The following is a 25,218-nucleotide window of genomic DNA, read 5'->3' on the forward strand; positions in this document are numbered from 1 at the left end:
GCGTACATGTATACGAAGATTTTAGGTACCGGCAGCTACCTGCCAAAACAAGTGCGTACCAACGCCGATCTTGAAAAAATGGTAGATACGTCTGACGAGTGGATTGTCACGCGCACAGGTATCCGTGAACGTCGTATCGCCGCGCCAGACGAAACTGTGTCCACCATGGGCTACGAAGCCGCTCAGCGAGCGCTTGAGATGGCTGGCATTGATAAAGAACAGATCGGGCTTATTGTGGTGGCGACCACCTCTGCCACGCATGCCTTCCCAAGCGCAGCGTGCCAGGTGCAGAACATGCTCGGCATCAAAGGCTGCCCGGCATTTGATGTTGCAGCAGCATGCGCGGGTTTCACCTATGCACTGAGCATCGCCGATCAGTATGTAAAATCGAGCGCCGTAAAATATGCGCTGGTGATCGGCGCTGACGTGCTGGCGCGTACCTGCGATCCAACCGATCGCGGAACGATCATTATTTTTGGCGATGGCGCGGGCGCGGTGCTGCTGGGGCAGTCCGAAGAGCCGGGCATCATCTCCACGCACCTGCATGCCGATGGCCGCTACGGCGAGCTGTTAACGCTGCCTAACGCCGATCGCGTTAATCCGGACAGTTCAATTTACCTGACAATGGCAGGTAACGAAGTGTTTAAAGTGGCCGTGACTGAACTGGCTCACATCGTTGATGAGACGCTAGAAGCGAACAATCTGGACCGTGCCGCACTCGACTGGCTGGTACCGCATCAGGCTAACCTGCGTATTATCAGCGCGACGGCGAAGAAGCTGGGCATGTCTATGGATAACGTTGTGGTGACGCTCGATCGCCACGGCAACACCTCTGCGGCATCGGTACCGTGCGCATTTGACGAAGCGGTACGCGATGGACGAATTAAACGGGGCCAACTGGTCTTGCTTGAAGCCTTTGGTGGCGGGTTCACCTGGGGTTCCGCGCTGGTTCGTTTCTAGGATAAGGATTAAAAAATGACGCAATTTGCTTTTGTGTTCCCGGGACAGGGCTCGCAAACTGTTGGGATGTTGTCTGAAATGGCAGCAAACTATCCGGTTATTGAAGAGACTTTCCGTGAAGCTTCTGACGCGCTGGGTTATGATCTGTGGGCGCTGACCCAACAGGGCCCCGCTGAAGAACTGAACAAAACCTGGCAGACTCAACCGGCACTGCTGGCGGCATCCGTCGCATTGTGGCGCGTATGGCAGCAGCAGGACGGCAAAGCGCCGACTCTGATGGCGGGTCATAGCCTCGGTGAATACTCTGCGCTGGTCTGCGCTGGCGTGATTGCCTTCGCTGACGCGGTACGCCTGGTTGAATTGCGTGGTAAATTCATGCAGGAAGCGGTGCCAGAAGGCACGGGCGGCATGTCTGCCATCATTGGTCTGGATGATGATTCTATCGCTAAAGCCTGTGAAGAATCTGCTGAAGGTCAGGTCGTTTCTCCGGTAAACTTTAACTCGCCAGGCCAGGTGGTAATCGCGGGTCATAAAGAAGCGGTTGAGCGTGCAGGCGCTGCCTGTAAAGCTGCGGGCGCAAAACGTGCACTGCCCCTGCCGGTGAGCGTGCCGTCTCACTGCGCGCTGATGAAGCCCGCAGCCGATAAGCTCGCGGTTGAGCTGGAAAAAATGACCTTTAACGCACCGACGATTTCCGTTGTGAATAACGTCGATGTGAAGTGCGAAACCGCGCCGGAGGCTATCCGTAACGCGCTGGTTCGCCAGCTCTACAGCCCGGTTCAGTGGACTAAAACTGTTGAATTTATGGCGTCTCAGGGCGTGGAACATCTGTATGAAGTCGGTCCAGGTAAAGTACTTACCGGTCTGACAAAACGTATTGTAGATACCCTGACTGCCTCGGCGATTAACGAGCCGGAAGCCATGAAAGCGGCACTCTCGCAATAAAAGAGGAATACCATGAGTTTTGAAGGAAAAATTGCCCTGGTGACCGGCGCAAGCCGCGGTATTGGGCGCGCTATTGCTGAAACACTGGTTGCGCGCGGCGCAACGGTGATCGGGACTGCGACCAGCGAGAATGGCGCACAGGCCATCAGCGACTATCTGGGTGCGAACGGTAAAGGTCTGGTACTGAATGTGACTGAACCAGCATCTATCGAATCTGTTCTGGAAAATATTCGCGCAGAGTTTGGCGAAGTGGATATTCTGGTCAATAATGCCGGGATCACTCGCGACAACCTGCTGATGCGAATGAAAGACGACGAGTGGAACGATATTATCGAAACCAACCTGTCATCTGTATTCCGTCTGTCAAAAGCGGTAATGCGCGCTATGATGAAAAAGCGTCATGGTCGTATTATCACTGTAGGTTCTGTGGTTGGTACCATGGGAAATGCTGGTCAGGCTAACTACGCTGCGGCGAAAGCAGGTCTGATCGGTTTCAGTAAGTCGCTGGCGCGTGAAGTCGCGTCCCGCGGAATTACTGTAAACGTTGTTGCTCCGGGCTTTATTGAAACGGACATGACGCGTGCGCTAACTGATGAGCAGCGTGCGGGTACGCTGGCGGCAGTTCCAGCGGGTCGTCTTGGCGACCCTAAAGAAATCGCCAGCGCGGTTGCATTTTTAGCCTCTGACGAAGCGGGTTACATCACTGGTGAAACCCTCCACGTCAACGGCGGGATGTACATGGTTTAATCACGATCGAAAATATTTGCGTTATTTGGGCAAATGGCCTCAAAATAACGTAAAATCGTGGTAAGACCTGCCGGGATTTAGTTGCAAATTTTTCAACATTTTATACACTACGAAAACCATCGCGAAAGCGAGTTTTGATAGGAAATTTAAGAGTATGAGCACTATCGAAGAACGCGTTAAGAAAATTATCGGCGAACAGCTGGGCGTTAAGCAGGAAGAAGTTGTGAACTCCGCTTCCTTTGTTGAAGACCTGGGCGCAGATTCTCTTGACACCGTTGAGCTGGTAATGGCTCTGGAAGAAGAGTTTGATACTGAGATTCCGGACGAAGAAGCTGAGAAAATCACCACCGTTCAGGCTGCCATTGATTACATCAACGGTCACCAGGCGTAAGTGAACATCTCCAGGCGGTCATTCGACCGCCTGAGTTTTATCTTTTGTTGTCCCACGAATCTCTTTTTTTATCCCTCCCTGGAGGACAAGCGTGTCTAAGCGTCGTGTAGTTGTGACCGGACTTGGCATGTTGTCTCCTGTCGGCAATACCGTAGAGTCCACCTGGAAAGCTCTCCTTGCCGGTCAGAGCGGCATCAGCCTAATCGACCATTTCGATACTAGCGCCTATGCAACGAAATTTGCTGGCTTAGTAAAGGATTTTAACTGTGAAGAGATCATCTCGCGCAAAGAACAGCGCAAGATGGATGCCTTCATTCAATATGGAATTGTCGCTGGCGTTCAGGCCATGCAGGATTCTGGCCTTGAGATTACGGAAGAGAACGCGACCCGTATCGGCGCCGCTATCGGCTCCGGGATTGGCGGTCTTGGTCTGATTGAAGAAAACCATACATCTCTGATGAATGGCGGCCCGCGTAAAATCAGCCCGTTCTTCGTTCCGTCTACGATTGTCAACATGGTGGCAGGTCACCTGACCATTATGTTCGGCCTGCGTGGCCCAAGCATCTCAATCGCGACAGCCTGTACGTCTGGCGTGCATAACATCGGCCAGGCCGCGCGTATCATTGCGTACGGCGATGCAGATGCTATGGTTGCGGGCGGCGCTGAAAAAGCCAGTACCCCACTGGGCGTCGGTGGTTTCGGTGCAGCGCGTGCGCTCTCTACCCGAAACGATAATCCTCAGGCGGCGAGCCGTCCGTGGGATAAAGACCGTGATGGTTTCGTGCTGGGTGACGGTGCAGGCATGATCGTACTGGAAGAGTACGAACACGCGAAAAAACGTGGCGCGAAAATTTATGCTGAAGTTGTTGGCTTTGGCATGAGCAGCGATGCTTATCACATGACGTCTCCTCCAGAGAATGGCGCAGGTGCTGCGCTGGCGATGGAAAACGCCATCCGTGATGCGGGCATTACGCCGGCACAGATTGGCTACGTTAACGCGCATGGGACGTCTACCCCTGCGGGCGATAAAGCAGAAGCGCAGGCTGTTAAGTCTATCTTCGGCGAATCTGCCAGCCGTGTGCTGGTGAGCTCCACGAAATCCATGACCGGTCACCTGCTGGGCGCTGCGGGGGCAGTAGAGTCAATCTACTCTATTCTCGCGCTGCGCGATCAGGCTGTACCACCAACCATCAACCTGGATAACCCGGATGAAGGTTGCGATCTGGACTTCGTTCCTCACGAAGCGCGCCAGGTTAGCGGTATGGAGTATACCCTGTGTAACTCCTTCGGCTTCGGTGGGACTAACGGTTCTCTGATCTTCAAAAAGGTCTGAGTCTGGTTGGTCGCTGACGATAAAAAAGGTCCGCTTGCCGGGCCTTTTTTATTAGGCGAAATCCCCTTGTCCGGCTGTTCACATCCTGCCAGACTGAGCCTCCACGCATAAGGAGCCACTATGTTTTTGATTAATGGCCTTGAGCAAGACACACTGCCGGCAAGCGACAGGGCGACCCAGTTTGGCGATGGCTGTTTCACGACTGCGCGTATTCTCGACGGTGACGTGTGCCTGCTCGGGGCCCATATCCTTCGTTTACAAAAAGCCTGCGAAACATTACTGATCCCCTTCTCGCAGTGGGACATTCTTGAAAGTGAGATGCGTCGGCTGGCGTCAGAAAAAGCAAGCGGCGTCCTGAAAGTCATTATCAGCCGCGGGAGCGGTGGCCGGGGCTATAGCGGTTCTGCCTGTCTGCATCCTACGCGGATCCTTTCCGTTTCAGATTATCCTTCCCATTATGCGCACTGGCGTGAAGAGGGCGTAGCCCTGGCGCTAAGTCCGGTACGTCTGGGAAGAAACCCGATGCTCGCTGGCATAAAACACCTCAACCGCCTTGAACAGGTGCTAATTCGTACTCATCTTGAGCAGACGGAGGCCGGGGAGGCGCTGGTTCTTGACAGCGAAGGGTACATTACGGAATGCTGTGCGGCTAATTTACTCTGGCGGAAGGGCAGTGACGTGTTCACGCCTTCGCTGGAGCAGGCCGGCGTCAACGGCATTATGCGGCAGTTTTGTATGCACCAGCTGGCACGCGCAGGCTTTCGCGTTGTCGAAGTCAACGCTAAGGAAGAGGCGCTGTTGGCTGCCGATGAAGTCGTTATCTGCAATGCGCTGATGCCCGTTGTCCCCGTTCGCGCTTATGGCCGCAAATGCTGGTCATCCCGCGAGCTGTTCCAGTTACTGGCCCCGTTATGTGAGCAAACCAGGTAGTCATGAAGAAAATGTTACGCTTTGTCCTCCTTCTGATCGTTGCGTTAGGTATCGCTGGCGGAGCGGGAGTGTGGAAAGTCCGTCAGCTGGCGGAGAGTCAGATCCTGATAAAAGACGAGACGATTTTTACCCTGAAAGCGGGGACCGGGCGGCAGGCGCTTGGTCAGCAGCTGTATGACGACAAAATTATCAATCGCCCACGCGTATTCCAGTGGCTGCTGCGTATTGAACCGGACCTGTCCCATTTCAAGGCCGGTACCTATCGCTTTACCCCTGACATGACCGTGCGCGAAATGCTGCAACTGCTGGAAAGTGGTAAAGAAGCCCAATTCCCGCTGCGTTTCGTGGAAGGTATGCGTCTGAGCGATTACCTCAGGCAGCTGCGTGACGCGCCGTACATCAAGCATACGCTGAAAGATGACCGCTACCAGACCGTGGCAGACGCCTTAAAATTCGAACATCCCGAGTGGGTGGAAGGCTGGTTCTGGCCCGATACGTGGATGTATACGGCAGGCACGACGGATGTGGCCATTCTGAAGCGCGCGCACAACAAAATGGTCGCGGCGGTAGACGCTGCCTGGGAAGGGCGAGCAGAAGGCCTGCCTTATAAAGATCAAAACCAGTTCATGACGATGGCCTCGATCATCGAGAAAGAGACGGCCGTTGCTGCCGAACGTGACCAGGTTGCCTCGGTGTTTATTAACCGTCTGCGCATCGGCATGCGTTTGCAAACCGATCCTACCGTCATCTACGGCATGGGCGAAAACTACAACGGCAGGATTTCCAGAAAAGATCTGGAGACGCCAACGGCGTATAATACCTACGTGATTAGCGGCCTGCCGCCTGGACCGATTGCGACGCCGAGTGAAGCATCGTTGAAGGCCGCCGCGCACCCGGCCAAAACGCCGTATCTCTATTTTGTGGCTGACGGAAAAGGGGGGCACACGTTCAATACCAACCTGGCCAGCCACAATCGCTCCGTTCAGGACTATCTGAAGGCACTTAAGGAAAAAAATGCGCAGTAAATACATTGTCATTGAGGGACTCGAAGGGGCGGGCAAAACAACTGCCCGTAACGTGGTGGTGGATACGCTTACGTCGCTTGGCGTTGCCGACATGGTCTTCACCCGCGAGCCGGGCGGTACGCAGCTGGCGGAAAAACTGCGCAGCCTGGTTCTGGATATCAAATCCGTTGGCGATGAAGTTATTACCGACAAAGCGGAAGTGCTGATGTTCTATGCGGCGCGCGTTCAGCTGGTGGAGACGGTGATCAAACCCGCTCTGGCAGAAGGGAAATGGGTGATTGGCGATCGCCACGATCTCTCAACCCAGGCATATCAGGGCGGTGGCCGGGGTATCGACCAGACCATGCTGGCTACGCTTCGCGACGCGGTTCTGGGCGATTTCCGTCCTGACCTGACGCTGTATCTGGACGTGACCCCTGAGGTGGGCCTGAAGCGCGCCCGTGCCCGCGGCGAACTGGACCGCATTGAACAGGAATCTTTTGATTTCTTTAACCGCACCCGTGCGCGTTATCTGGAACTGGCCGGGCAGGACAAGACCATTCGTACCATCGATGCGACGCAATCTCTTGAAGACGTTACGCGTGATATTCAGCAGACTGTTACGCAGTGGCTACAGGAGCAGCAGGCATGAAATGGTATCCATGGTTGCGCCCACACTTTGAACAGCTGATCGGCAGCTTTCAGGTTGGTCGGGGGCATCATGCGTTACTGATCCAGGCGCTTCCGGGAATGGGTGATGATGCGTTGATTTACGCCATCACCCGCTTTCTGATGTGCCAACAGCCGGAAGGACATAAAAGCTGCGGTAAGTGCCGGGGTTGCCAGCTCATGCAGGCGGGCACGCATCCTGACTATTACACCCTCGAACCCGAGAAAGGCAAAAATACGCTCGGTATCGACGCGGTGCGTGAGGTCAGTGAGAAACTGTACGAATATGCGCGTCTGGGCGGGGCGAAAGTAGTGTGGCTGAAAGACGCCGCGCTGCTCACGGAAGCCGCAGCCAACGCCCTGTTAAAAACCCTGGAAGAGCCGCCAGAGAACACCTGGTTTTTCCTCTCCTGCCGCGAGCCGGAACGCTTGCTGGCGACGCTGCGCAGTCGCTGCCGTCTTCACCACCTCGCTGTCCCTCAGGAATCCTGGTCGCTCGCCTGGCTTGAGCGAGAAGTGACGGTGTCACAAGACGCGGCGCGCTCGGCGTTGCGCCTGTGCAGCGGTGCGCCTGCGGCTGCGCTGGCCTTATTGCAGCCGGAGGTGTGGTCCCAGCGTGAAACGCTGTGTCGTGCGGTTGAATCAGCCCTCGACAGCCATGACTGGCTGAGCATGCTGCCAGCGCTGAACAGCGATCAGGCTCCGGAACGGCTGCACTGGCTGGCCGCACTGCTGCTGGATGCGCTCAAAATCCAGCAGGGGGCTACGCTTCTGACTAACCCTGACGTGTGGGCGTTGGTCACCACACTGGCGAATCGCCTGTCAGGGCAGTCGCTGCACGCTATCCTTCATGATATCTGCCAGAGTCGTGAACAACTTTTGACGGTAACCGGTCTCAATCGCGAGCTTTTACTGACCGACCAGTTACTGCGTATCGAACACTACCTGCAACCGGGTGTCATACCGCCGGTTTCCCACCTCTGAGAGAGACATTATGTTTTTAGTCGACTCACACTGCCATCTCGATGGCCTGGATTATCAATCCCTGCATAAAAATGTGGACGACGTGCTGGCGAAAGCCGCCGCGCGCGATGTGAAATTTTGCCTGGCCGTGGCGACCACGCTGCCGGGTTACCGCTCCATGCGTGAACTGGTAGGCGAGCGCGATAATGTCGTCTTCTCCTGCGGCGTGCATCCGCTGAATCAGGATGAAGCTTACGACGTTGAGGATTTACGCCGTCTTGCCGCAGAAGAGGGCGTAGTGGCGATGGGCGAGACCGGTCTGGACTATTTCTACACCCCCGAAACAAAACCTCGCCAGCAGGAATCCTTCCGCAACCACATCCGTATTGGCCGTGAGCTGAATAAGCCGGTTATCGTTCATACCCGCGATGCGCGCGCCGACACGCTGGCGATCCTGCGGGAAGAAAAGGTGACGGATTGCGGTGGCGTACTACACTGTTTCACAGAAGACAGAGAAACGGCGGGTAAGCTGCTTGATTTAGGCTTTTATATTTCATTCTCGGGGATTGTCACGTTCCGCAATGCTGAGCAACTGCGTGATGCGGCGCGCTATGTTCCGCTGGAGCGTATTCTGGTGGAAACCGATTCCCCGTACCTGGCGCCGGTGCCTCATCGCGGCAAAGAGAATCAGCCAGCGATGACCCGGGATGTCGCTGAGTATATGGCCGTTCTGAAAGGTGTCAGTATCGAAGAACTGGCTCGCGTGACAACGAAAAACTTCGCCAGCCTGTTCCATATCGACCCCGCCCGCCTGCAATCTGTCTGATACACCTGTTATTTTTAGGCTCGTAATTAATAAGTAAAACGAGTAAAGTTCACCGCCTCATTTGGGGCGGTGATGGCGTTTTTAGACACATCCAGACATGCTTTATGTAAATATCTGCAAGTTTTTTGGCCGTCTTGAACTGAAACGTGATAGCCGTCAAACAAACTCAGAGGGAATTATTTTACTCTGTGTAATAAATAAAGGGCGCTTAGATGTCCTGTCCACGGCGCGGTACTCCCCCCGGGCCAATGCGTGAAAACGTAAAAAAAGCACAAATACTCAGGAGCACTCTCAATTATGTTTAAGAATGCATTTGCTAACCTGCAAAAGGTCGGTAAATCGCTGATGCTGCCAGTATCCGTACTGCCTATCGCAGGTATCCTGCTGGGTGTCGGTTCTGCAAACTTCAGCTGGCTGCCAGCCGTAGTTTCCCACGTGATGGCCGAAGCAGGCGGTTCTGTTTTTGCTAACATGCCGCTGATCTTCGCTATCGGTGTTGCTCTGGGCTTCACCAATAACGACGGTGTATCCGCTCTGGCGTCCGTTGTTGCTTACGGCATCATGGTGAAAACCATGGCTGTGGTTGCGCCGCTGGTCCTGCATTTACCTGCTGAAGAGATTGCCGCTAAGCACCTGGCAGACACCGGTGTTCTCGGTGGTATCATCTCCGGTGCGATTGCAGCGTACATGTTTAACCGCTTCTATCGCATCAAGCTGCCTGAGTATCTGGGCTTCTTCGCGGGTAAACGTTTTGTGCCGATCATTTCTGGTCTGGCCGCGATTTTCACCGGTGTTGTCCTGTCCTTCATCTGGCCACCAATCGGTACGGCAATCCAGACCTTCTCTCAGTGGGCGGCTTACCAGAACCCGGTTGTGGCGTTCGGTATCTACGGCTTCATTGAGCGCTGCCTGGTACCATTTGGTCTGCATCACATCTGGAACGTTCCATTCCAGATGCAGATTGGTGAATACACCAACGCAGCAGGCCAGGTGTTCCACGGCGACATCCCACGCTACATGGCGGGTGACCCAACGGCAGGTAAACTGTCTGGTGGCTTCCTGTTCAAAATGTACGGTCTGCCAGCTGCCGCAATTGCGATTTGGCACTCTGCTAAACCAGAGAACCGTGCAAAAGTGGGCGGTATCATGATCTCCGCAGCGCTGACCTCGTTCCTGACCGGTATCACCGAGCCGATCGAGTTCTCCTTCATGTTCGTTGCGCCGATCCTGTACATCATCCACGCGGTACTGGCAGGTCTGGCATTCCCAATCTGTATCCTGCTGGGTATGCGTGACGGTACGTCCTTCTCTCACGGTCTGATCGACTTCATCGTTCTGTCCGGTAACAGCAGCAAGCTGTGGCTGTTCCCAATCGTGGGTGCAGGCTACGCAGTGGTGTACTACACCGTCTTCCGCGTGCTGATCAAAGCACTGGACCTGAAAACGCCGGGTCGTGAAGATGCAACGGAAGACAGCAAAGCCGGTGCGACCAGCGAAATGGCGCCTGCTCTGGTAGCTGCTTTCGGCGGTAAAGAGAACATCACTAACCTGGACGCGTGTATCACTCGTCTGCGTGTGAGCGTTGCCGACGTTGCGAAAGTAGACCAGCCGGGTCTGAAAAAACTGGGCGCAGCGGGCGTCGTTGTTGCAGGTTCTGGTGTTCAGGCAATCTTCGGTACTAAATCCGATAACCTGAAAACTGAAATGGATGAGTACATCCGCAACAACTAAGCTGTGACCTGGGGAGACTAAGGCAGCCGAATGGCTGCCTTTTTTATTATTGCGGCTTGTGGTGCCGGGTGGCGGCTGCGCCTTACCTGGCCTATGTGATGGGTAGGCCCGGTAAGCGCAGCGCCACCGGGCTTCTGTCACTCAGAAATCGTAGCTCGCGCTCACCGAGACGTTCAGCGGCGCGCCATACACCGCATACGATCCGACGTAGTCGTAATACTCTTTGTCGAACAGGTTGTTGACGTTAGCCTGTACCGCAAAATCTTTGGTGACCTGATAACGGCTGAACAGGTTCACCAGCCCATAGCTGCCTTGCTCCGCGCGGGAACGTCCTGCCGGGCCGCCTTCCACGTCCGTCCACACTTTGTTCTGCCAGTTTACGCCACCGCCCACGGTCAGTTCCGGCAGCATTGGCAACTGATAGCGGGTGAAGAGCTTCATGGTTGTGCGCGGCTGATCGGAGCTGACGGCGTTGCCATTCTTATCTTCTGCGATGTAACGCGTCGCGCCGAAGGTCAGCTGCCAGTTATCGGTCAGGGCACCGTTAAGCTCGAACTCGACCCCTTTGCTGACCACCCCGTCCAGCGATTCATAGATCGACTCACCGCTCGGCATGTAGGTGTAGGTATTGCTGGCGACGTTATCCTGCTCAATGCGGAAAATCGCCAGTGAGGTGGTGAGGCGGGTATTAAACCAGTCTGCCTTCACCCCGGCTTCGTAGCTTTTGCCCGTGGTAGGGTCGAGATAACGTCCGTTGGCATCGCGCTTATCCTGCGGCTGGAAGATAGAGGTATAGCTGACGTAGGTCGACCAGTCCTCATTGATGTCATACACCAGGCCAGCGTACGGCGTGACATCATCTTTGGTGCTTTCCAGACGGGTATTCGGCGATCCTGCCGGGTTATAACGAATATTGTATTGGGTGTAGCGCGCGCCCAGGATCAGGTGCAGCGGATCGGCCAGCGAGAAACGAGCCGAAGAATAGGCTGAAGACTGGCGAATATCATCCTTGCTGTAGAGTTTCCACGGCGTCCACTGCGGATCGGCGATGTTCCCGTTCCAGTTCTTAAAGTTGCCGACATCCACCATGCCGTATACCGCATCCGGCATGGAGTTGTCGTAATGGTTACGCTGACGGCTGAAGCTGCCGCCGAACATCATTTCGTGCTGACGGCCAAAGAGATCGAAGCCGCCGCGCAGGAAGGCGTCAACCGCATCCTGTTTACGTTCTCCACGGTTCCAGCCGCCATAACCCACCAGACCCGCACCAGTCTCTTTATCCGGATAGCCGGACATATACATCAGCTTAGAGTCAAAGTTGGTTTCAGCGTGCATACCGTTGATGTGCGCTTCCCAGCCATTATCGAAACGCTGAGTCAGATTAGCGAAGATGCGGGTGCTGTCTTTATCTGAATAAGCCCAGTCAGGCGCAACGGTCTGGCTGCGATTGTAGTGGGTCGTACTTCCGTCGCTGTACCAGGTCGGCAGTCCGCCCCAGGTTGGGTCGGCGGTATGGCTTTCCTGATACTCATACCCTACCGAGAGAGTCGTGCTGTCGGTGACATCCGCGTCCATCACGCCGTAGAGGAATTTCTTCCGGTAGTGGTAGTTATCCACGAAGCTGTCGTTGTCCTGATAACCGGTGATCAGACGACCCCGTACCTTACCTGACTCTACCAGCGGCGCCTGGAGATCCAGCACGTAGCGCTGCTTGTCCCAGCTGCCGTAGCTGGCGGAGACGTTACCTTTAAATTCCGGGCTGTCCGCGTGCTTACGCACCATATTAACGTACGCCGCCGGGTTCCCCGTGCCGGACATCAGGCCGGTGGCGCCGCGAACCACTTCAATGCGGTCATAAATCGCGGTATCGGCGGCGGTATCACCAAAGTTCCACACTTCACTGATGGAGGTTGGCAAGTCGTCATAGGCGTAGTTGCTGACGAAAAAGCCTCGTGAGTAAAACACGGTACGGTCGCTGTCCTGCACCTGGGCCGTAATGCCCGTGGTGTTCGTCAGCACCTGTCCGATGGATTGCAGATTCTGGTCAGCCATACGTTGCTGGCTGATAACGCTGACGGACTGTGGGATGTCGCGGGGAACCAACAACAGTTTGGTGCCGGTGGTGGTGGTTTTTACGCTGTAATCCTGATCCTGGCTGGCAGAAAGATCCTGTGTGTTGTCAAAACCCCCGTCAACGACAACGGTATCTTCGGTGGTTGAAGCAGCGAAAGCGGCGGTTGGCGTCAATGCCATAGCAATGCAGGCGGCCAGCAACGAAGGTGTTGCGGCAGGCTGACGTTGCCCATCCCTGGTGTGATTAATGAAAGACATCATCAAACCCTTAGTGAATGGTGAAGGTATTTCGCGACAGTCCCGCTAGCACGGGCTGACGTCGTTTTCTATGTTAAAAATGCGCATGAAAATGCAAATGCGAAATATACGCATTGTGATTAACGCTGTAAACAGATGTTTCGGGATGAACTGAAATAAGGTTTCAGAAAAGAAATGTCCTAAAGCGATGCCTCTTCAGCCAGATGGGGGACGATCAGGAAAGAAATCACGGGAGAAGGTTGAAAGGACAGGAGAAACTCGCTCATACTCTTGTCTTGTGTCACGCAGTAAATCAGACAATGTGTGTTAACAACGGACGCACGACGCCAGATTAAACTTAAAAGGAAAAGGTCATGGCTGAAGAAACGATTTTCAGTAAAATTATCCGCCGCGAAATTCCGTCGGATATTGTCTATCAGGATGAACTGGTCACGGCTTTCCGCGACATTTCTCCCCAGGCGCCGACGCACATCCTTATTATTCCCAATATTCTGATCCCGACCGTTAATGACGTTAAAACCGAGCATGAAGTGGCGCTGGGCCGTATGCTGACGGTGGCCGCAAAAATCGCTGAGCAGGAAGGGATTGCTGAAGACGGATACCGTTTGATCATGAACTGTAATCGCCATGGCGGCCAGGAAGTCTATCATATTCATATGCATCTGCTGGGTGGACGTCCACTGGGACCGATGCTGGCACATAAAGGTCTTTAATATGTTAACTGGGCGTATTGCAGCGCTGATCGTGACGCTGGTAATGGTTGGGTGCAGCGCGCGTCCCGCCATCCCGGTCAGTGAAGAACAGACGCTGGTGATGGAGTCCTCAGTGCTTGCTGCGGGCATCACGGCGGAGAAGCCTTCGCTGACCATAAGCGAAATCCAGTCTTCAGCCTCTTCTACGCTCTATAACGAAAGGCAAGAGCCAGTGACGGTGCATTATCGCTTCTACTGGTATGACGTGAGAGGTCTTGAGATGCACCCGCTTGAGGCGCCGCGCAGCGTGACCATCCCGGCAAGATCGTCGGTCACGCTCTACGGCAGCGCCAGCTATCTGGGTGCACATAAGGTGAGACTTTATCTTTATTTGTAAGGAGTGAACCTTGATTAAAACAATGAGCCGTTATGCGCTCCTGAGTGCCTTTGCACTCTTTCTGGCGGGTTGTGTGACGCGAACGGAAGAACCTGCACCGGTGGATCAGGCGAAGCCGGGAACGGAACAGCCAACAACGCCAGCGCAGCCTGTTCCAACCGTGCCGTCTGTACCGACCATTCCGGCGCAGCCTGGCCCGATCGAACATCCGGACGACACCGCACAGCCTGCGCCGCGAGTACGCCACTATGACTGGAATGGCGCAATGCAGCCGATGGTGGGCAAAATGTTGCAGGCACAGGGTGTTACGCCCGGCAGCGTGCTGCTGGTGGACAGCGTGAACAACCGTACAAACGGTTCCCTGAATGCGGGAGAAGCGACGGAAACCCTGCGCAACGCGCTGGCAAACAACGGTAAATTTACGCTGGTCTCTGCTCAGCAGCTCGCGGTCGCCAAGCAGCAGCTTGGTCTGTCGCCTCAGGACAGCCTGGGTTCGCGCAGTAAAGCGATTGGTATTGCCCGCAACGTTGGCGCGCAGTATGTCCTTTATTCTAACGCGACAGGCAACGTGAACACGCCGTCGTTGCAGATGCAGTTAATGCTGGTTCAGACCGGCGAAATTATCTGGTCAGGTAAAGGTGCCGTTACGCAACAATAAGCGCACGCGTCATGATGTCCTGACGCGTTATTTCCCTCAATACCATGTTATCGCGCCGCAAGCCCCCGCCGGGCTTGGCGGCGCGAGTTGCATTATTGAGCATGGCGACCATCGGCTGGTTTTACGTCAGCATCACGATGCCGCCGCGCCTGCCTCCCATTTTCGTCGCCAGTTCCGCGCCCTGAAGCGCCTGCCCGCCGACCTTGCGCCACAACCTCATCTCTTTATCAGAGACTGGATGGCGGTGGCGTTTATTGCGGGTGAGATCAAAAGCGAGCTTCCCGATACGCCTGCGCTGACAGCCATGCTGTATCATCTGCATCGCCAGCCGCGTCTGGGCTGGCGGGTAACGTTACTTCCTTTGCTGGATCACTACTGGCAGCAGGCTGCGCCTGGACGACGCACGCCCTACTGGCTGGCGCAGCTTAAGCGGTTGCGTAAAGCGGGAGAGCCGCAGGCGTTACGTCTGGCGCCGCTGCATATGGATGTCCACGCGGGGAATATCGTTCATACCACGGCAGGCGAGAAACTTATCGACTGGGAATATGCCGGAGACGGTGACGTGGCGCTCGAACTTGCTGCGGTCTGGATGCCTGATGAGGCGTCGCGCGAGCAGCTGATAACCGCCTATGCCCGAAACGCCAACATCAATTCGCTCACCCTTGCGCGGCAGGTCGCGCGCTGGCGTCCGTGGGTGTTGATGCTGATGGCGGGATGGTTTGAAATGCGCCTTCAGCAGACAGGTGACAAACAATTTATTGCGCTGGCAAATGATGCCTGGCGTCAGTTACAAACGAAAGGATAAGAGAGGTTGGTGTGGGTCCAGTAATGTTGGATGTCGAAGGGTTTGAGCTGGATGCGGAAGAGCGCGAAATTCTGGCACATCCGCTGGTAGGGGGGCTGATTCTTTTCACCCGCAATTATCATGATCCGGAGCAGTTGCGTGAGCTGGTTCGCCAGATCCGTGCGGCGTCGCGCAATCACCTGGTGGTGGCCGTAGACCAGGAAGGTGGGCGTGTGCAGCGTTTCCGCGAAGGGTTTACCCGTTTACCCGCCGCGCAATCTTTTGCTGCGCTGCTGGGGATCGAAGAGGGCGGTCAACTGGCGCAGGATGCCGGCTGGCTGATGGCCAGCGAGATGATCGCCATGGATATCGACATCAGCTTCGCCCCGGTGCTGGACGTAGGACACATTAGCGCGGCAATTGGTGAGCGTTCGTATCATGACGATCCGCGTATTGCGCTGGCAATGGCGACGCGCTTTATTGACGGTATGCATGCTGCGGGCATGAAAACCACCGGCAAACATTTCCCGGGCCACGGGGCGGTGACGGCGGATTCCCATAAAGAAACCCCGCGCGATCCGCGCCCGGAAGCAGACATTCGCGCTAAAGATATGTCGGTTTTCCGCTCGTTGATCGCTGATAACAAGCTGGATGCCATCATGCCTGCGCACGTCATCTACAGTGAGGTCGATCCGCGTCCGGCCAGCGGCTCTCCACACTGGCTTAAAACCGTGCTGCGTCAGGAGTTAGGCTTCAATGGCGTAATTTTCTCTGACGATTTATCCATGGAAGGGGCGGCGATTATGGGTAGCTATGCCGAACGTGGGCAGGCTTCGCTGGATGCGGGTTGCGATATGATCCTCGTCTGCAATAATCGTAAAGGGGCGGTGAGCGTGCTGGATAACCTGTCGCCGATCAATGCTGAACGTGTTACACAATTGTATCATAAAGGTTCATTTAGTCGTCAGGAGCTGATGGACTCGGCGCGCTGGAAAACGGTAAACGCCCGGCTTGAAGCCCTGAACGAGCGCTGGCAGGCACATAAAGCAGCCCTTTAATTCATCCCGGAAGGCGTAGCGTGGTGAGACGATGATCATCTATTTACACGGTTTTGACTCAAACAGTCCTGGTAATCATGAGAAAGTGCTGCAATTGCAGTTTATCGATCCGGATGTCCGGCTGATCAGTTACAGCACACGTCATCCGAAGCATGACATGCAGCATCTGCTTAAAGAAGTGGATAAAATGTTGCAGCTCAATATCGACGATCGCCCGCTGATCTGCGGCGTGGGGTTAGGAGGATACTGGGCAGAGCGCATCGGTTTTTTGTGCGATATCCGTCAGGTCATTTTTAATCCTAACCTGTTTCCGAACGAAAACATGGAAGGCAAAATCGATCGCCCGGAGGAGTACGCCGACATCGCAACCAAATGCGTGAGCAATTTCCGTGAAAAGAACCGCGATCGGTGTCTGGTGATCCTCTCCCGCAACGATGAAGCGCTGAACAGCTCCCGCGCCGCCGAGCTTCTGCACCATTACTACGAAATTGTCTGGGACGAAGAGCAGACCCACAAGTTCAAACACATTTCCCCGCACTTGCAGCGTATTAAAGCCTTTAAAACGCTGGGCTGATCTCCCTGAACCTGATAAAGGCTCGGTACGTGAAAGCGTACCGGGCCTCTTTTTTGTCAGAGTTGTCTACTTTTAAACCATCAAAACTTGATACATATCAATTTTGGTATGACCAATGCGCCTGACGTGCTATTCTCAATGAATCTGAATGGTTTCAGTGCAGTAACCTGTTGTTAATTAAGGGTTATTTATATAACTTTTAATTAACAATTGGTTAATAATTTGAGGGGGTCACGTTGACTACGCCATTGAAAAAGATAGTGATTGTCGGCGGTGGTGCTGGCGGACTGGAGCTGGCGACGCAGCTGGGTAAGAAACTGGGTCGCGGTAAGAAAGCCAAAATCACGCTGGTGGATCGTAACCACAGCCATCTGTGGAAGCCGTTACTGCACGAAGTGGCGACCGGGTCGCTGGATGAGGGCGTGGATGCGCTCAGCTATCTGGCGCATGCGCGTAACCACCACTTCCAGTTCCAGCTGGGTTCGGTGGTGGATATCAATCGTGAAAACAAAACCATCACGCTGGCTGAGCTGCGTGATGATAAAGGCGAGTTGCTGGTTCCTGAGCGCAAGCTGGCCTATGACACGCTGGTGATGGCCCTGGGCAGTACCTCCAATGATTTCAACACCCCAGGCGTAAAAGAGCACTGCATCTTCCTGGATAACCCGCATCAGGCGCGTCGTTTCCATCAGGAGATGCTTAACCTGTTCCTGAAGTACACCAACAACATGGGTGCTAACGGCAAGGTCAACATTGCTATCGTGGGCGGCGGCGCAACGGGCGTTGAATTATCGGCGGAGTTGCACAATGCGGTCAAACAGCTGCACAGCTACGGCTACAAAGGGCTGACTAACGAAGCGCTGAATGTGACGCTGGTGGAAGCAGGTGAACGCATTCTGCCTGCGCTTCCGCCGCGTATTTCCGGCGCGGCGCACAACGAGCTGACTAAACTGGGCGTGCGCGTGCTGACCCAGACCATGGTGACGAGCGCGGATGAGGGCGGCCTGCATACCAAAGACGGCGAGTACATCCAGGCCGACCTGATGGTCTGGGCTGCGGGGATCAAAGCGCCTGATTTCATGAAAGATATCGGTGGGCTGGAGACAAACCGCATTAACCAGCTGGTGACAGAGCCGACGCTGCAAACCACGCGCGATCCGGACATCTTCGCCATCGGCGACTGTGCCTCCTGCGCACGTCCGGAAGGCGGATTTGTACCGCCTCGCGCTCAGGCTGCGCACCAGATGGCAAGCCTCGTGCTGCATAACATCCTGGCGCAGATAAAAGGCAAACCGATGAAAGCCTATGTCTACAAAGACCACGGCTCTCTGGTGTCGCTCTCAAACTTCTCCACCGTGGGCAGCCTGATGGGTAACCTGATGCGCGGCTCCATGATGGTGGAAGGGCGCATCGCCCGCTTCGTGTACATTTCTCTGTACCGTATGCACCAGATTGCGCTGCACGGCTACTTCAAAACCGGCCTGATGATGCTGGTTGGCCGCATCAACCGCGTGATCCGTCCACGCCTGAAGCTGCACTAATTTCTCTCTCCCTCCGGACCCTCCGGAGGGAATTCTTAGCACATCATGCTGTGCATTTCCCTCCTGACGCTTAAGAGTTCTCTTAAACCCACGTTGTCCCGGCCAACAACCCTGATTTTGATCCTTTATCTTATTGGCGAAGCGTTTATTGCGCTGCAAAATTGCTACCAATTGCAACAAAGGAGGAAGTCCCGTGAATAAATCAATGTTGGCGGGTATAGGGATTGGCGTCGCAGCTGCGTTAGGTGTGGCTGCCGTTGCCAGTCTGAACGTACTTGATCGTGGCCCGCAGTATGCGCAGGTGGTTTCCGCTACACCGATCAAAGAGACGGTCAAGACGCCTCGTCAGGAGTGCCGTAATGTTTCTGTCACCCATCGTCGTCCGGTTCAGGATGAAAACCGTATCGCTGGCTCCGTGCTGGGCGCGGTTGCTGGTGGGGTTATTGGTCATCAGTTTGGTGGCGGCCGTGGTAAGGATGTCGCGACGGTGGTTGGTGCGCTGGGTGGCGGTTATGCCGGTAACCAGGTGCAGGGCGCGATGCAGGAAAATGATACCTACACCACAACGCAGCAGCGCTGTAAAACCGTGTATGACAAGTCTGAAAAAATGTTGGGCTACGACGTAACCTACAAAATTGGCGATCAGCAAGGCAAAATCCGCATGGATAAAGATCCTGGTACGCAGATCCCTCTCGACAGCAATGGTCAGCTGATACTGAATAACAAAGTGTAAAAAAGATGTTCTCTGAACTTAGCTCCTCATGCGCTCAGGCTGAGGAGCTTTTTTTTGCGTCAGAGTTTAAGAAGTTCAGGCCACAGGCGCAGCGTTGTGTGCGTAATCCCCTGCAATTTTTCCAGCGTCGCGCCTTCACGGGCGTTGATGGACATCCCCTGTAAAATACAGCTCAGATACTGGGCCAGCTCCTGCGGACGGCAATGCGCCGGGATTTCGCCGCGCAGCTGACGCTGAGCCAGAAACGTGCTGAGCGTCTCCTCCTGCATCGCATGTCGCGATTTGACCGTGTTGGCAATCTCTTTAGACGATGCCGCGAGGGTCGCGGAGGTGTTGATCATAAAACACCCCGCAGGCGTGTCCTTGCTGGTATAGCAGGTCGCGATTGCCGTGAAATAATCCTGTAATGCCTGCTCAACCGTTTTTTCTTCACAGAATAGCTGGGCTTCATGTTTTGCCGCGAAGCGCGAGATGTATCTGTCCAGAACGGCCCGGAATAAGCCTTCTTTGTTGGTGAACTCTGCGTACAGGGTAGGGGCTTTAGCACCCGTAGCTTCCACGAGATCGGAAAGCGACGTGGCTTCATACCCATGCTGCCAGAAGAGCGTCATGGACTTATCGAGCGCCGCATCCCTGTCGAACACTTTTGGTCGGCCACGGCTTTTCTTTGCGCAACGCGTGACATCGGTTGTCATGTGCCGTTGGTCCTCTGTTGTTTTGTTGAATAGTCATTATAAAAATAAACGTCTGCAACGACCAGCGGTGATTTCTGAAAAATAATTTATTTTTATCTTTTTGTAATATAGGGCAAATGAAATTAATTTAACGACCATTATAAAAATGAGTTGACGTGTGACCTGGATCACATCTATCATTTACCTATCGATCGTTAACTAAATAACTAACGACCACTACATCATCTGCCTAAAGGTATAAAATCATGAAAAACGTTAAAACCCTCATCGCTGCCGCCGTTCTGAGTTCACTCTCTTTCGCAAGCTTCGCTGCTGTTGAAGTGCAATCCACTCCAGCAGACCAGCAGAAAGTCGGTACCATCTCTGCCACTGCCGGGACTAACCTGGGCTCTCTGGAAGATCAGCTGGCGCAAAAAGCTGACGAAATGGGTGCGAAATCATTCCGCATCACCTCTGTGACCGGTCCTAACACCCTGCACGGTACCGCAGTTATCTACAAATAAGCGTAACGCAACCCTCCGTTATGCCACTGCAATAAAAAACGCCCTGCTGATGCAGGGCGTTTGTCGTTATTGCTGCTTTACATTGACTGCTGAGCAACCTCATGATGCCGCGTAACATCGGTTGGCATCCCCGAACGTGCTTCCATCGCCCGCTCCATCACTGCGCCATCGGTGTTGGCATTCGTTTTAAAGCTCACCATCGAGGCATTCAGATTAATCGGCAACGTCTGCGGATCGTCATTGATGTTTTTCGATAGCGGCTGGTGGATCTCAACCAGACGGACGCCACCTGGCTCTTCAGATACTTTAATCGGCGTATTAATGATATTCACTTTCGTGCCAGGGGCGATCACGCGGTAGAGCGTTTTGATATCGTCATCGCGCAGGCGAATGCAGCCGGAGCTGACGCGCATCCCGATCCCGAAATCCGCATTCGTTCCGTGCAGAAGATAAACCCCACCATATGCCGCCAGGCGAATTGCATGATGCCCCATCGGATTATCCGGGCCAGCAGGTACCACGGCGGGCAGGTCGATACCTTGAGCTTTATAACGGGCGCGAATGTTTGCCGTCGGGGTCCAGGTAGGATTAGCGCGCTTATCAGAGACGGTGGTGACCATGGTAGGTGTGAGCGTATCGCCCCCCAGTTGACCAATACCGATAGGGTAGACGGTCACTTCGTTCTTGCCGGGCGGGTAGTAATACAGACGTAGCTCGGCGAGGTTAATCACAATGCCCTGACGCGGCGCGTCCGGCAGGATGGTTTGCAGCGGAATCGTCAGTACGCTGCCCGCCCGGGGCACGTACGGATCTACGCCCGGGTTGGCCTGCAACAGCGCCAGGAACCCGACGTTATATTTTTTGGCAATCGCTTCCAGCGAGCCGCCATCGTTTTCAACCACATGAAAGCGGTTTTCACCTACGACGTTGCTGCCGGCGGGCGGAAGAGGCCAGGTATTGGCGCGAGCAGGGAGCGCGACGGCAACCGTCGCGGCCAGCGCAACCAGAGTTAACCAGCGGGTAAAACGCGAAGAAATCATCATTATCATAATCCATACAAATGATAAGGTTATTGTTTTATAAGGCGTTAATGATAATTATGGCGAATGTATGGTCGGGAAGATCGGGCGAAGTGCAAAGAGTTTGTAAATTGTCCCCCACCAGCCGGGCGCTGGCGGGGGAAACCGTTATGCGATGGCGTTCTCTTCCAACTGACGCATAAAGTTACGCACCCAGTCCATGCGGGTTTTACGTTCCGTCAGATCCTGAGTAAATTTCAGACGCGTAGGGCCATCAAGACGGAAATGCTGCGGCTGTTTTTGCAGGAGGCCAATCAGCCACATCGGATCGACGTGGTTCTTTTCGGCAAACTCAATTACGCCGCCTTTCTCATTGCCTTCAAGTTTGCGAATGCCCAGCTTCTGCGCCTGCTGACGCAGGCGGGCAATATCCAGCAGGTTGCGCGCCGCATCGGGCAATATCCCAAAACGGTCAATCAGTTCGACTTTGATCTCTTCCAGCTCGCCTTCGCTTTTCGCGCTGGCAATGCGTTTGTAGAACGACAGACGGGTATTCACGTCAGGAATAAAATCATCCGGCAGCAGGGAAGGCATGCGCAGTTCCACTTCGGTCTGCTGGCTGGTGAGATCTTCCAGAGACGGTTCACGTCCGGCTTTAAGCGCGTCGACGGCATTTTCCAGCAGCTCCATATACAGCGAGAAACCGATGGTTTCCATGGAGCCGCTCTGGTCTTCACCCAGCAGCTCACCGGCGCCGCGGATCTCCAGGTCGTGGGTCGCCAGCGCAAAGCCAGCGCCCAGATCTTCCAGCGAGGCGATCGCTTCCAGACGCTTTTGCGCGTCGGTGGTCATTGCCTTCGGATGCGGCGTCAGCAGCCAGGCGTAGGCCTGATGGTGCGAACGCCCGACCCGCCCGCGCAGCTGGTGCAGCTGAGCTAGGCCGAAGTGATCCGCCCGTTCGATGATGATGGTGTTCGCCGTCGGAATGTCGATTCCGGTCTCAATGATGGTGGTACACACCAGCACGTTAAAGCGCTGGTGGTGGAAATCGTTCATTACCCGCTCCAGCTCGCGCTCGCGCATCTGGCCGTGACCAATGGCGATGCGCGCTTCCGGCACCAGCTCTGCCAGCCTGTCGGCGGCTTTCTGAATATTTTCAACGTCGTTGTACAGGTAATAGACCTGGCCACCGCGCAGCACTTCACGCAGGATCGCCTCGCGCACCACCAGATTGTCGTACTCGCGAACAAAGGTTTTCACCGCCAGACGGCGCGCCGGTGGGGTAGCGATTATCGACAGATCGCGCATGCCGCTCATCGCCATGTTCAGGGTGCGCGGGATCGGCGTTGCGGTCAGGGTCAGAATGTCGACGTTGGCGCGCATCGCTTTGATGCGCTCTTTGTGGCGCACCCCGAAGCGGTGCTCTTCGTCAACGATCAGCAACCCCAGATCTTTCCACTTCACGTCACTTTGCAGCAGCTTGTGAGTGCCGATCAGAATATCAATTTTGCCTTCACTTGCCTGTTCCAGGATCTGCGTCTGCTCTTTGGCACTGCGGAAGCGGGACAACATTTCGATACGTACCGGCCAGTTGGCGAAGCGGTCGCGGAAGTTGTCGAAGTGCTGCTGGGCAAGAAGGGTGGTCGGCACCAGCACCGCCACCTGCTTGTTGTTCTCAACCGCCAGGAAAGCGGCGCGCATCGCCACCTCGGTTTTACCGAAGCCCACGTCGCCGCAGACTAAGCGATCCATCGCCAGCGGCTGGCACATGTCGCTCAGCACGGCGTTGATGGCCTGGGCCTGATCCGGCGTAGTTTCAAACGGGAAGCTGTCGCAGAACAGCTGGTACTGCTCTTTATCATGCTTAAACGCATACCCTTCTTTGGCCGCACGCTGAGCGTAAATATCCAGCAGCTCGGCGGCCACGTCGCGCACTTTTTCCGCCGCTTTTTGGCGTGCACGCGCCCAGGCATCGCCGCCCAGCTTGTGCAGCGGCGCATTCTCTTCCGCGCCCCCGGCGTAGCGGCTGATCAGATGCAGGGACGACACCGGAACATACAGCTTGGCGTCGTTAGCGTAGGTCAGCATCAGGTATTCACCTTTGATGCCACCTGCTTCGAGGGTAGTCATCCCCTGATAGCGACCCACACCGTGTTCCAGGTGAACAATCGGCTGACCGGGGTGCAGTTCGGCCAGGTTGCGGATCAGGGTGTCCGGGTTGATGGTGCGACGGCTGTCCTGACGACGGCGCGCGACGCGCTCGCCCAGCAGGTCGCTTTCACATATCAACGCCAGGTTATTGAGCGTATCAATGAATCCGTGTTCGGCGGCGCCGATCATCAGGTAACGGCCATTTCCGGTCGCTTCGCTCAGGCGAAGAATACGCTTTGGCGCGACTTTGATCCTTCCCAGCAGTTCGCCCAGCGCTTCACGGCGACCTTCACTTTCAACGGAGAAGACCACCGGCCCGGTGAAGGACTCAAGAAACTTGCGCAGATTATCGAGCGGGTATTTCTGCTGCGCCTGAACGGCCAGGTCAGGCAGCATCCGGAAGGCGAGGTTAGTGTTGGCGGCCTTATCGGCAAGCGAATCGGTTTTGAGCTGCATACGCGGCCAGCGTTTCAGCTCGGCGTTGAGCTCGTCGGTACGCAGCCACAGCAGTTCCGGCGGCAGCAGCGGACGCATCGGGTCAACGCCCCGGTTTTCAAAGCGGGCGCGCGTTTCGCTTTCAAAGCGGCTGGCGCTGGCGTCGATATCCCCGGTGTTAACAATCAGCGTATTTGCCGGGAAGTAGCTGAACAGCGCCGGCAGCGGTTCGTTAAAGAACAGGGGCTGCCAGTACTCGATCCCGGCCGGAAGGGTGCCTTTGCTGACCTGCTGGTAGATATGTTCGGCATCACGCTTCACGTCGAACCTGTCGCGCCACTGGCTGCGGAACAGTTCGATGGCGGTTTTATCCGTCGGGAACTCATGGGCGGGCAGCAGATTAATAGAGTCCACTTCCTCCAGCGTGCGCTGGGTGTCGGCGTCGAACACGCGCAGGCTGTCGATCTCATCATCGAAGAAATCCAGACGGTACGGCTGGTCGCTGCCCATCGGATAGAGATCAAGCAGCGCACCGCGCGTCGCGTATTCGCCGTGCTCCATCACCTGATCGACATGTCGATAGCCGGCTCCATCCAGCTGCACGCGCAGGGCATCGCGCGACAGGCGCTGGCCTTTTTTCATCACCAGCGCATGGCCGTGCAAATAGCTGTGCGGGCAGACGCGCTGCATCAGGGTATTCACCGGCACAATCAGCACGCCGCGCTGCATGGTGGGGAGCTGATAAAGCGTCGACAGGCGCGAGGAGATGATCTCCTGGTGCGGAGAGAAACTGTCGTAGGGAAGCGTTTCCCAGTCGGCCAGGCTGAATACCAGACTGTCGGTGAACTGACGAATTTCGTCGTGCAGGCGCAGGGCGTTTTGCATGTCCGGGGCAACCAGCACCACCGGCCCTGGATGCCGCTCGGCAATTTCCGCCACCAGCGTGGCGCAGGCCGCGCCTGTCAGTTCGCCCAGCTGGCGTTGGTCACCTGCTTTTACAGGCAAGGAAAAACGATAGTGTTCAGGCATGGCTATGTCAGAGTCTCTTGGGGATATACCAACAGTATTGGGGCATATCACTGATACGCAATGTCTTTATTATCCTCGATCGTTATGCATAAGCAAATCGTAACCGCACAAGAGGGAAA

General features: G+C 55.2%; 24 protein-coding genes. 20 read left to right on the forward strand and 4 right to left on the reverse strand.

Annotated features, from left to right (window positions below; translation table 11 throughout):
- Window positions 1-6 precede the first annotated feature (6 nt).
- From DD597_RS02780 to ptsG, 11 genes are all read left to right on the forward strand, one after another.
- Window positions 7-960, forward strand: a complete 954-nt coding sequence (locus DD597_RS02780; protein WP_129255934.1) for a beta-ketoacyl-ACP synthase III — start codon at window positions 7-9, stop codon at window positions 958-960.
- A gap of 15 nt (window positions 961-975) precedes the next feature.
- The gene (gene fabD, locus DD597_RS02785) at window positions 976-1,905 is read left to right on the forward strand and encodes an ACP S-malonyltransferase (RefSeq protein ID WP_045345714.1); all 930 of its coding nucleotides are present in this window, start codon (window positions 976-978) and stop codon (window positions 1,903-1,905) included.
- Between the two features lie 12 nt (window positions 1,906-1,917).
- Entirely contained in the window at window positions 1,918-2,652 is a 735-nt protein-coding gene (gene fabG, locus DD597_RS02790; RefSeq protein WP_003857956.1) for a 3-oxoacyl-ACP reductase FabG, read from the forward strand.
- A 154-nt stretch (window positions 2,653-2,806) separates the two neighbouring features.
- Window positions 2,807-3,043, forward strand: a complete 237-nt coding sequence (acpP, locus tag DD597_RS02795; protein WP_003857954.1) for an acyl carrier protein — start codon at window positions 2,807-2,809, stop codon at window positions 3,041-3,043.
- 91 nt (window positions 3,044-3,134) lie between these two features.
- A complete protein-coding gene (gene fabF, locus DD597_RS02800) occupies window positions 3,135-4,376 on the forward strand; it encodes a beta-ketoacyl-ACP synthase II (protein ID WP_003857950.1) in 1,242 nt (413 codons plus the stop codon).
- Between the two features lie 120 nt (window positions 4,377-4,496).
- On the forward strand, window positions 4,497-5,306 hold the full coding sequence (gene pabC / locus DD597_RS02805) for an aminodeoxychorismate lyase (RefSeq protein WP_023315813.1): 810 nt from the start codon (window positions 4,497-4,499) through the stop codon (window positions 5,304-5,306).
- 2 nt (window positions 5,307-5,308) lie between these two features.
- The gene (gene yceG / locus DD597_RS02810) at window positions 5,309-6,331 is read left to right on the forward strand and encodes a cell division protein YceG (RefSeq protein ID WP_129255935.1); all 1,023 of its coding nucleotides are present in this window, start codon (window positions 5,309-5,311) and stop codon (window positions 6,329-6,331) included.
- Window positions 6,321-6,962, forward strand: coding sequence for a dTMP kinase (gene tmk, locus DD597_RS02815; RefSeq protein WP_003857946.1), 642 nt, complete (start codon window positions 6,321-6,323; stop codon window positions 6,960-6,962). The genes yceG and tmk overlap by 11 nt, the downstream gene beginning before the upstream one ends.
- Window positions 6,959-7,963 carry a DNA polymerase III subunit delta' gene (gene holB, locus DD597_RS02820; protein ID WP_129255936.1) on the forward strand — a complete coding sequence of 335 codons (1,005 nt, stop codon included), beginning with the start codon at window positions 6,959-6,961 and terminating at the stop codon, window positions 7,961-7,963. Before tmk ends, holB begins: the two co-directional genes overlap by 4 nt.
- A 10-nt stretch (window positions 7,964-7,973) precedes the next feature.
- Entirely contained in the window at window positions 7,974-8,768 is a 795-nt protein-coding gene (locus DD597_RS02825) for a metal-dependent hydrolase (RefSeq protein WP_129255937.1), read from the forward strand.
- Window positions 8,769-9,065: 297 nt separating this feature from the next.
- On the forward strand, window positions 9,066-10,499 hold the full coding sequence (ptsG, locus tag DD597_RS02830) for a PTS glucose transporter subunit IIBC (protein WP_003857942.1): 1,434 nt from the start codon (window positions 9,066-9,068) through the stop codon (window positions 10,497-10,499).
- 141 nt (window positions 10,500-10,640) lie between these two features.
- Here ptsG and fhuE read toward each other — a convergent pair whose 3' ends face one another.
- On the reverse strand, window positions 10,641-12,830 hold the full coding sequence (gene fhuE, locus DD597_RS02835) for a ferric-rhodotorulic acid/ferric-coprogen receptor FhuE (protein ID WP_032634489.1): 2,190 nt from the start codon (window positions 12,828-12,830) through the stop codon (window positions 10,641-10,643).
- A gap of 353 nt (window positions 12,831-13,183) precedes the next feature.
- On the opposite strand from fhuE, the gene hinT reads away from it, so the two are divergent.
- From hinT to DD597_RS02875, 8 genes are all read left to right on the forward strand, one after another.
- Window positions 13,184-13,543 carry a purine nucleoside phosphoramidase gene (hinT, locus tag DD597_RS02840; protein WP_006809243.1) on the forward strand — a complete coding sequence of 120 codons (360 nt, stop codon included), beginning with the start codon at window positions 13,184-13,186 and terminating at the stop codon, window positions 13,541-13,543.
- Between the two features lies 1 nt (window position 13,544).
- Window positions 13,545-13,919 carry a YcfL family protein gene (locus DD597_RS02845; protein ID WP_003857939.1) on the forward strand — a complete coding sequence of 125 codons (375 nt, stop codon included), beginning with the start codon at window positions 13,545-13,547 and terminating at the stop codon, window positions 13,917-13,919.
- A gap of 13 nt (window positions 13,920-13,932) precedes the next feature.
- Window positions 13,933-14,577 carry a penicillin-binding protein activator LpoB gene (lpoB, locus tag DD597_RS02850; RefSeq protein WP_085929697.1) on the forward strand — a complete coding sequence of 215 codons (645 nt, stop codon included), beginning with the start codon at window positions 13,933-13,935 and terminating at the stop codon, window positions 14,575-14,577.
- Window positions 14,558-15,382: a thiamine kinase gene (gene thiK, locus DD597_RS02855; RefSeq protein ID WP_129255938.1), complete on the forward strand. Its 825-nt coding sequence runs from the start codon at window positions 14,558-14,560 to the stop codon at window positions 15,380-15,382. Before lpoB ends, thiK begins: the two co-directional genes overlap by 20 nt.
- 11 nt (window positions 15,383-15,393) lie before the next feature.
- Window positions 15,394-16,419 carry a beta-N-acetylhexosaminidase gene (gene nagZ, locus DD597_RS02860; protein ID WP_003857934.1) on the forward strand — a complete coding sequence of 342 codons (1,026 nt, stop codon included), beginning with the start codon at window positions 15,394-15,396 and terminating at the stop codon, window positions 16,417-16,419.
- 31 nt (window positions 16,420-16,450) lie between these two features.
- Complete coding sequence (gene ycfP, locus DD597_RS02865) at window positions 16,451-16,993, forward strand: alpha/beta hydrolase YcfP (protein ID WP_032658040.1); 543 nt, start codon at window positions 16,451-16,453, stop codon at window positions 16,991-16,993.
- A gap of 236 nt (window positions 16,994-17,229) precedes the next feature.
- Entirely contained in the window at window positions 17,230-18,534 is a 1,305-nt protein-coding gene (locus tag DD597_RS02870) for an NAD(P)/FAD-dependent oxidoreductase (RefSeq protein WP_022650789.1), read from the forward strand.
- Between the two features lie 193 nt (window positions 18,535-18,727).
- Window positions 18,728-19,267 carry a glycine zipper 2TM domain-containing protein gene (locus DD597_RS02875; RefSeq protein WP_017384715.1) on the forward strand — a complete coding sequence of 180 codons (540 nt, stop codon included), beginning with the start codon at window positions 18,728-18,730 and terminating at the stop codon, window positions 19,265-19,267.
- 59 nt (window positions 19,268-19,326) lie between these two features.
- Here DD597_RS02875 and DD597_RS02880 read toward each other — a convergent pair whose 3' ends face one another.
- Entirely contained in the window at window positions 19,327-19,962 is a 636-nt protein-coding gene (locus DD597_RS02880; protein WP_129255939.1) for a TetR/AcrR family transcriptional regulator, read from the reverse strand.
- A 245-nt stretch (window positions 19,963-20,207) separates the two neighbouring features.
- Here DD597_RS02880 and bhsA point away from each other — a divergent pair, with 245 nt between their 5' ends.
- Entirely contained in the window at window positions 20,208-20,465 is a 258-nt protein-coding gene (gene bhsA, locus DD597_RS02885) for a multiple stress resistance protein BhsA (protein ID WP_006809234.1), read from the forward strand.
- A 77-nt stretch (window positions 20,466-20,542) separates the two neighbouring features.
- On the opposite strand, the gene DD597_RS02890 is transcribed toward bhsA, so the two are convergent.
- Window positions 20,543-21,508, reverse strand: a complete 966-nt coding sequence (locus DD597_RS02890; protein ID WP_022650791.1) for a L,D-transpeptidase family protein — start codon at window positions 21,506-21,508, stop codon at window positions 20,543-20,545.
- Between the two features lie 144 nt (window positions 21,509-21,652).
- Window positions 21,653-25,099, reverse strand: a complete 3,447-nt coding sequence (gene mfd, locus DD597_RS02895) for a transcription-repair coupling factor (protein WP_129255940.1) — start codon at window positions 25,097-25,099, stop codon at window positions 21,653-21,655.
- Window positions 25,100-25,218: the final 119 nt, after the last annotated feature.

The organism is Enterobacter cloacae complex sp. 677-3DZ2D5B, assembly GCF_004136695.1.
Lineage (GTDB): Bacteria > Pseudomonadota > Gammaproteobacteria > Enterobacterales > Enterobacteriaceae > Enterobacter > Enterobacter hormaechei_C.

Bases quoted from the DNA above. Each gene is read 5' to 3' on its own strand.
- DD597_RS02780 (WP_129255934.1), top strand. From the start codon at position 7: ATGTATACGAAGATTTTAGGTACCGGCAGCTACCTGCCAAAACAAGTG.
- fabD (WP_045345714.1), top strand. From the start codon at position 976: ATGACGCAATTTGCTTTTGTGTTCCCGGGACAGGGCTCGCAAACTGTT.
- fabG (WP_003857956.1), top strand. From the start codon at position 1,918: ATGAGTTTTGAAGGAAAAATTGCCCTGGTGACCGGCGCAAGCCGCGGT.
- acpP (WP_003857954.1), top strand. From the start codon at position 2,807: ATGAGCACTATCGAAGAACGCGTTAAGAAAATTATCGGCGAACAGCTG.
- pabC (WP_023315813.1), top strand. From the start codon at position 4,497: ATGTTTTTGATTAATGGCCTTGAGCAAGACACACTGCCGGCAAGCGAC.
- yceG (WP_129255935.1), top strand. From the start codon at position 5,309: ATGAAGAAAATGTTACGCTTTGTCCTCCTTCTGATCGTTGCGTTAGGT.
- tmk (WP_003857946.1), top strand. From the start codon at position 6,321: ATGCGCAGTAAATACATTGTCATTGAGGGACTCGAAGGGGCGGGCAAA.
- holB (WP_129255936.1), top strand. From the start codon at position 6,959: ATGAAATGGTATCCATGGTTGCGCCCACACTTTGAACAGCTGATCGGC.
- DD597_RS02825 (WP_129255937.1), top strand. From the start codon at position 7,974: ATGTTTTTAGTCGACTCACACTGCCATCTCGATGGCCTGGATTATCAA.
- ptsG (WP_003857942.1), top strand. From the start codon at position 9,066: ATGTTTAAGAATGCATTTGCTAACCTGCAAAAGGTCGGTAAATCGCTG.
- fhuE (WP_032634489.1), bottom strand. From the start codon at position 12,830: ATGTCTTTCATTAATCACACCAGGGATGGGCAACGTCAGCCTGCCGCA.
- hinT (WP_006809243.1), top strand. From the start codon at position 13,184: ATGGCTGAAGAAACGATTTTCAGTAAAATTATCCGCCGCGAAATTCCG.
- DD597_RS02845 (WP_003857939.1), top strand. From the start codon at position 13,545: ATGTTAACTGGGCGTATTGCAGCGCTGATCGTGACGCTGGTAATGGTT.
- ycfP (WP_032658040.1), top strand. From the start codon at position 16,451: ATGATCATCTATTTACACGGTTTTGACTCAAACAGTCCTGGTAATCAT.
- DD597_RS02880 (WP_129255939.1), bottom strand. From the start codon at position 19,962: ATGACAACCGATGTCACGCGTTGCGCAAAGAAAAGCCGTGGCCGACCA.
- bhsA (WP_006809234.1), top strand. From the start codon at position 20,208: ATGAAAAACGTTAAAACCCTCATCGCTGCCGCCGTTCTGAGTTCACTC.
- DD597_RS02890 (WP_022650791.1), bottom strand. From the start codon at position 21,508: ATGATGATTTCTTCGCGTTTTACCCGCTGGTTAACTCTGGTTGCGCTG.
- mfd (WP_129255940.1), bottom strand. From the start codon at position 25,099: ATGCCTGAACACTATCGTTTTTCCTTGCCTGTAAAAGCAGGTGACCAA.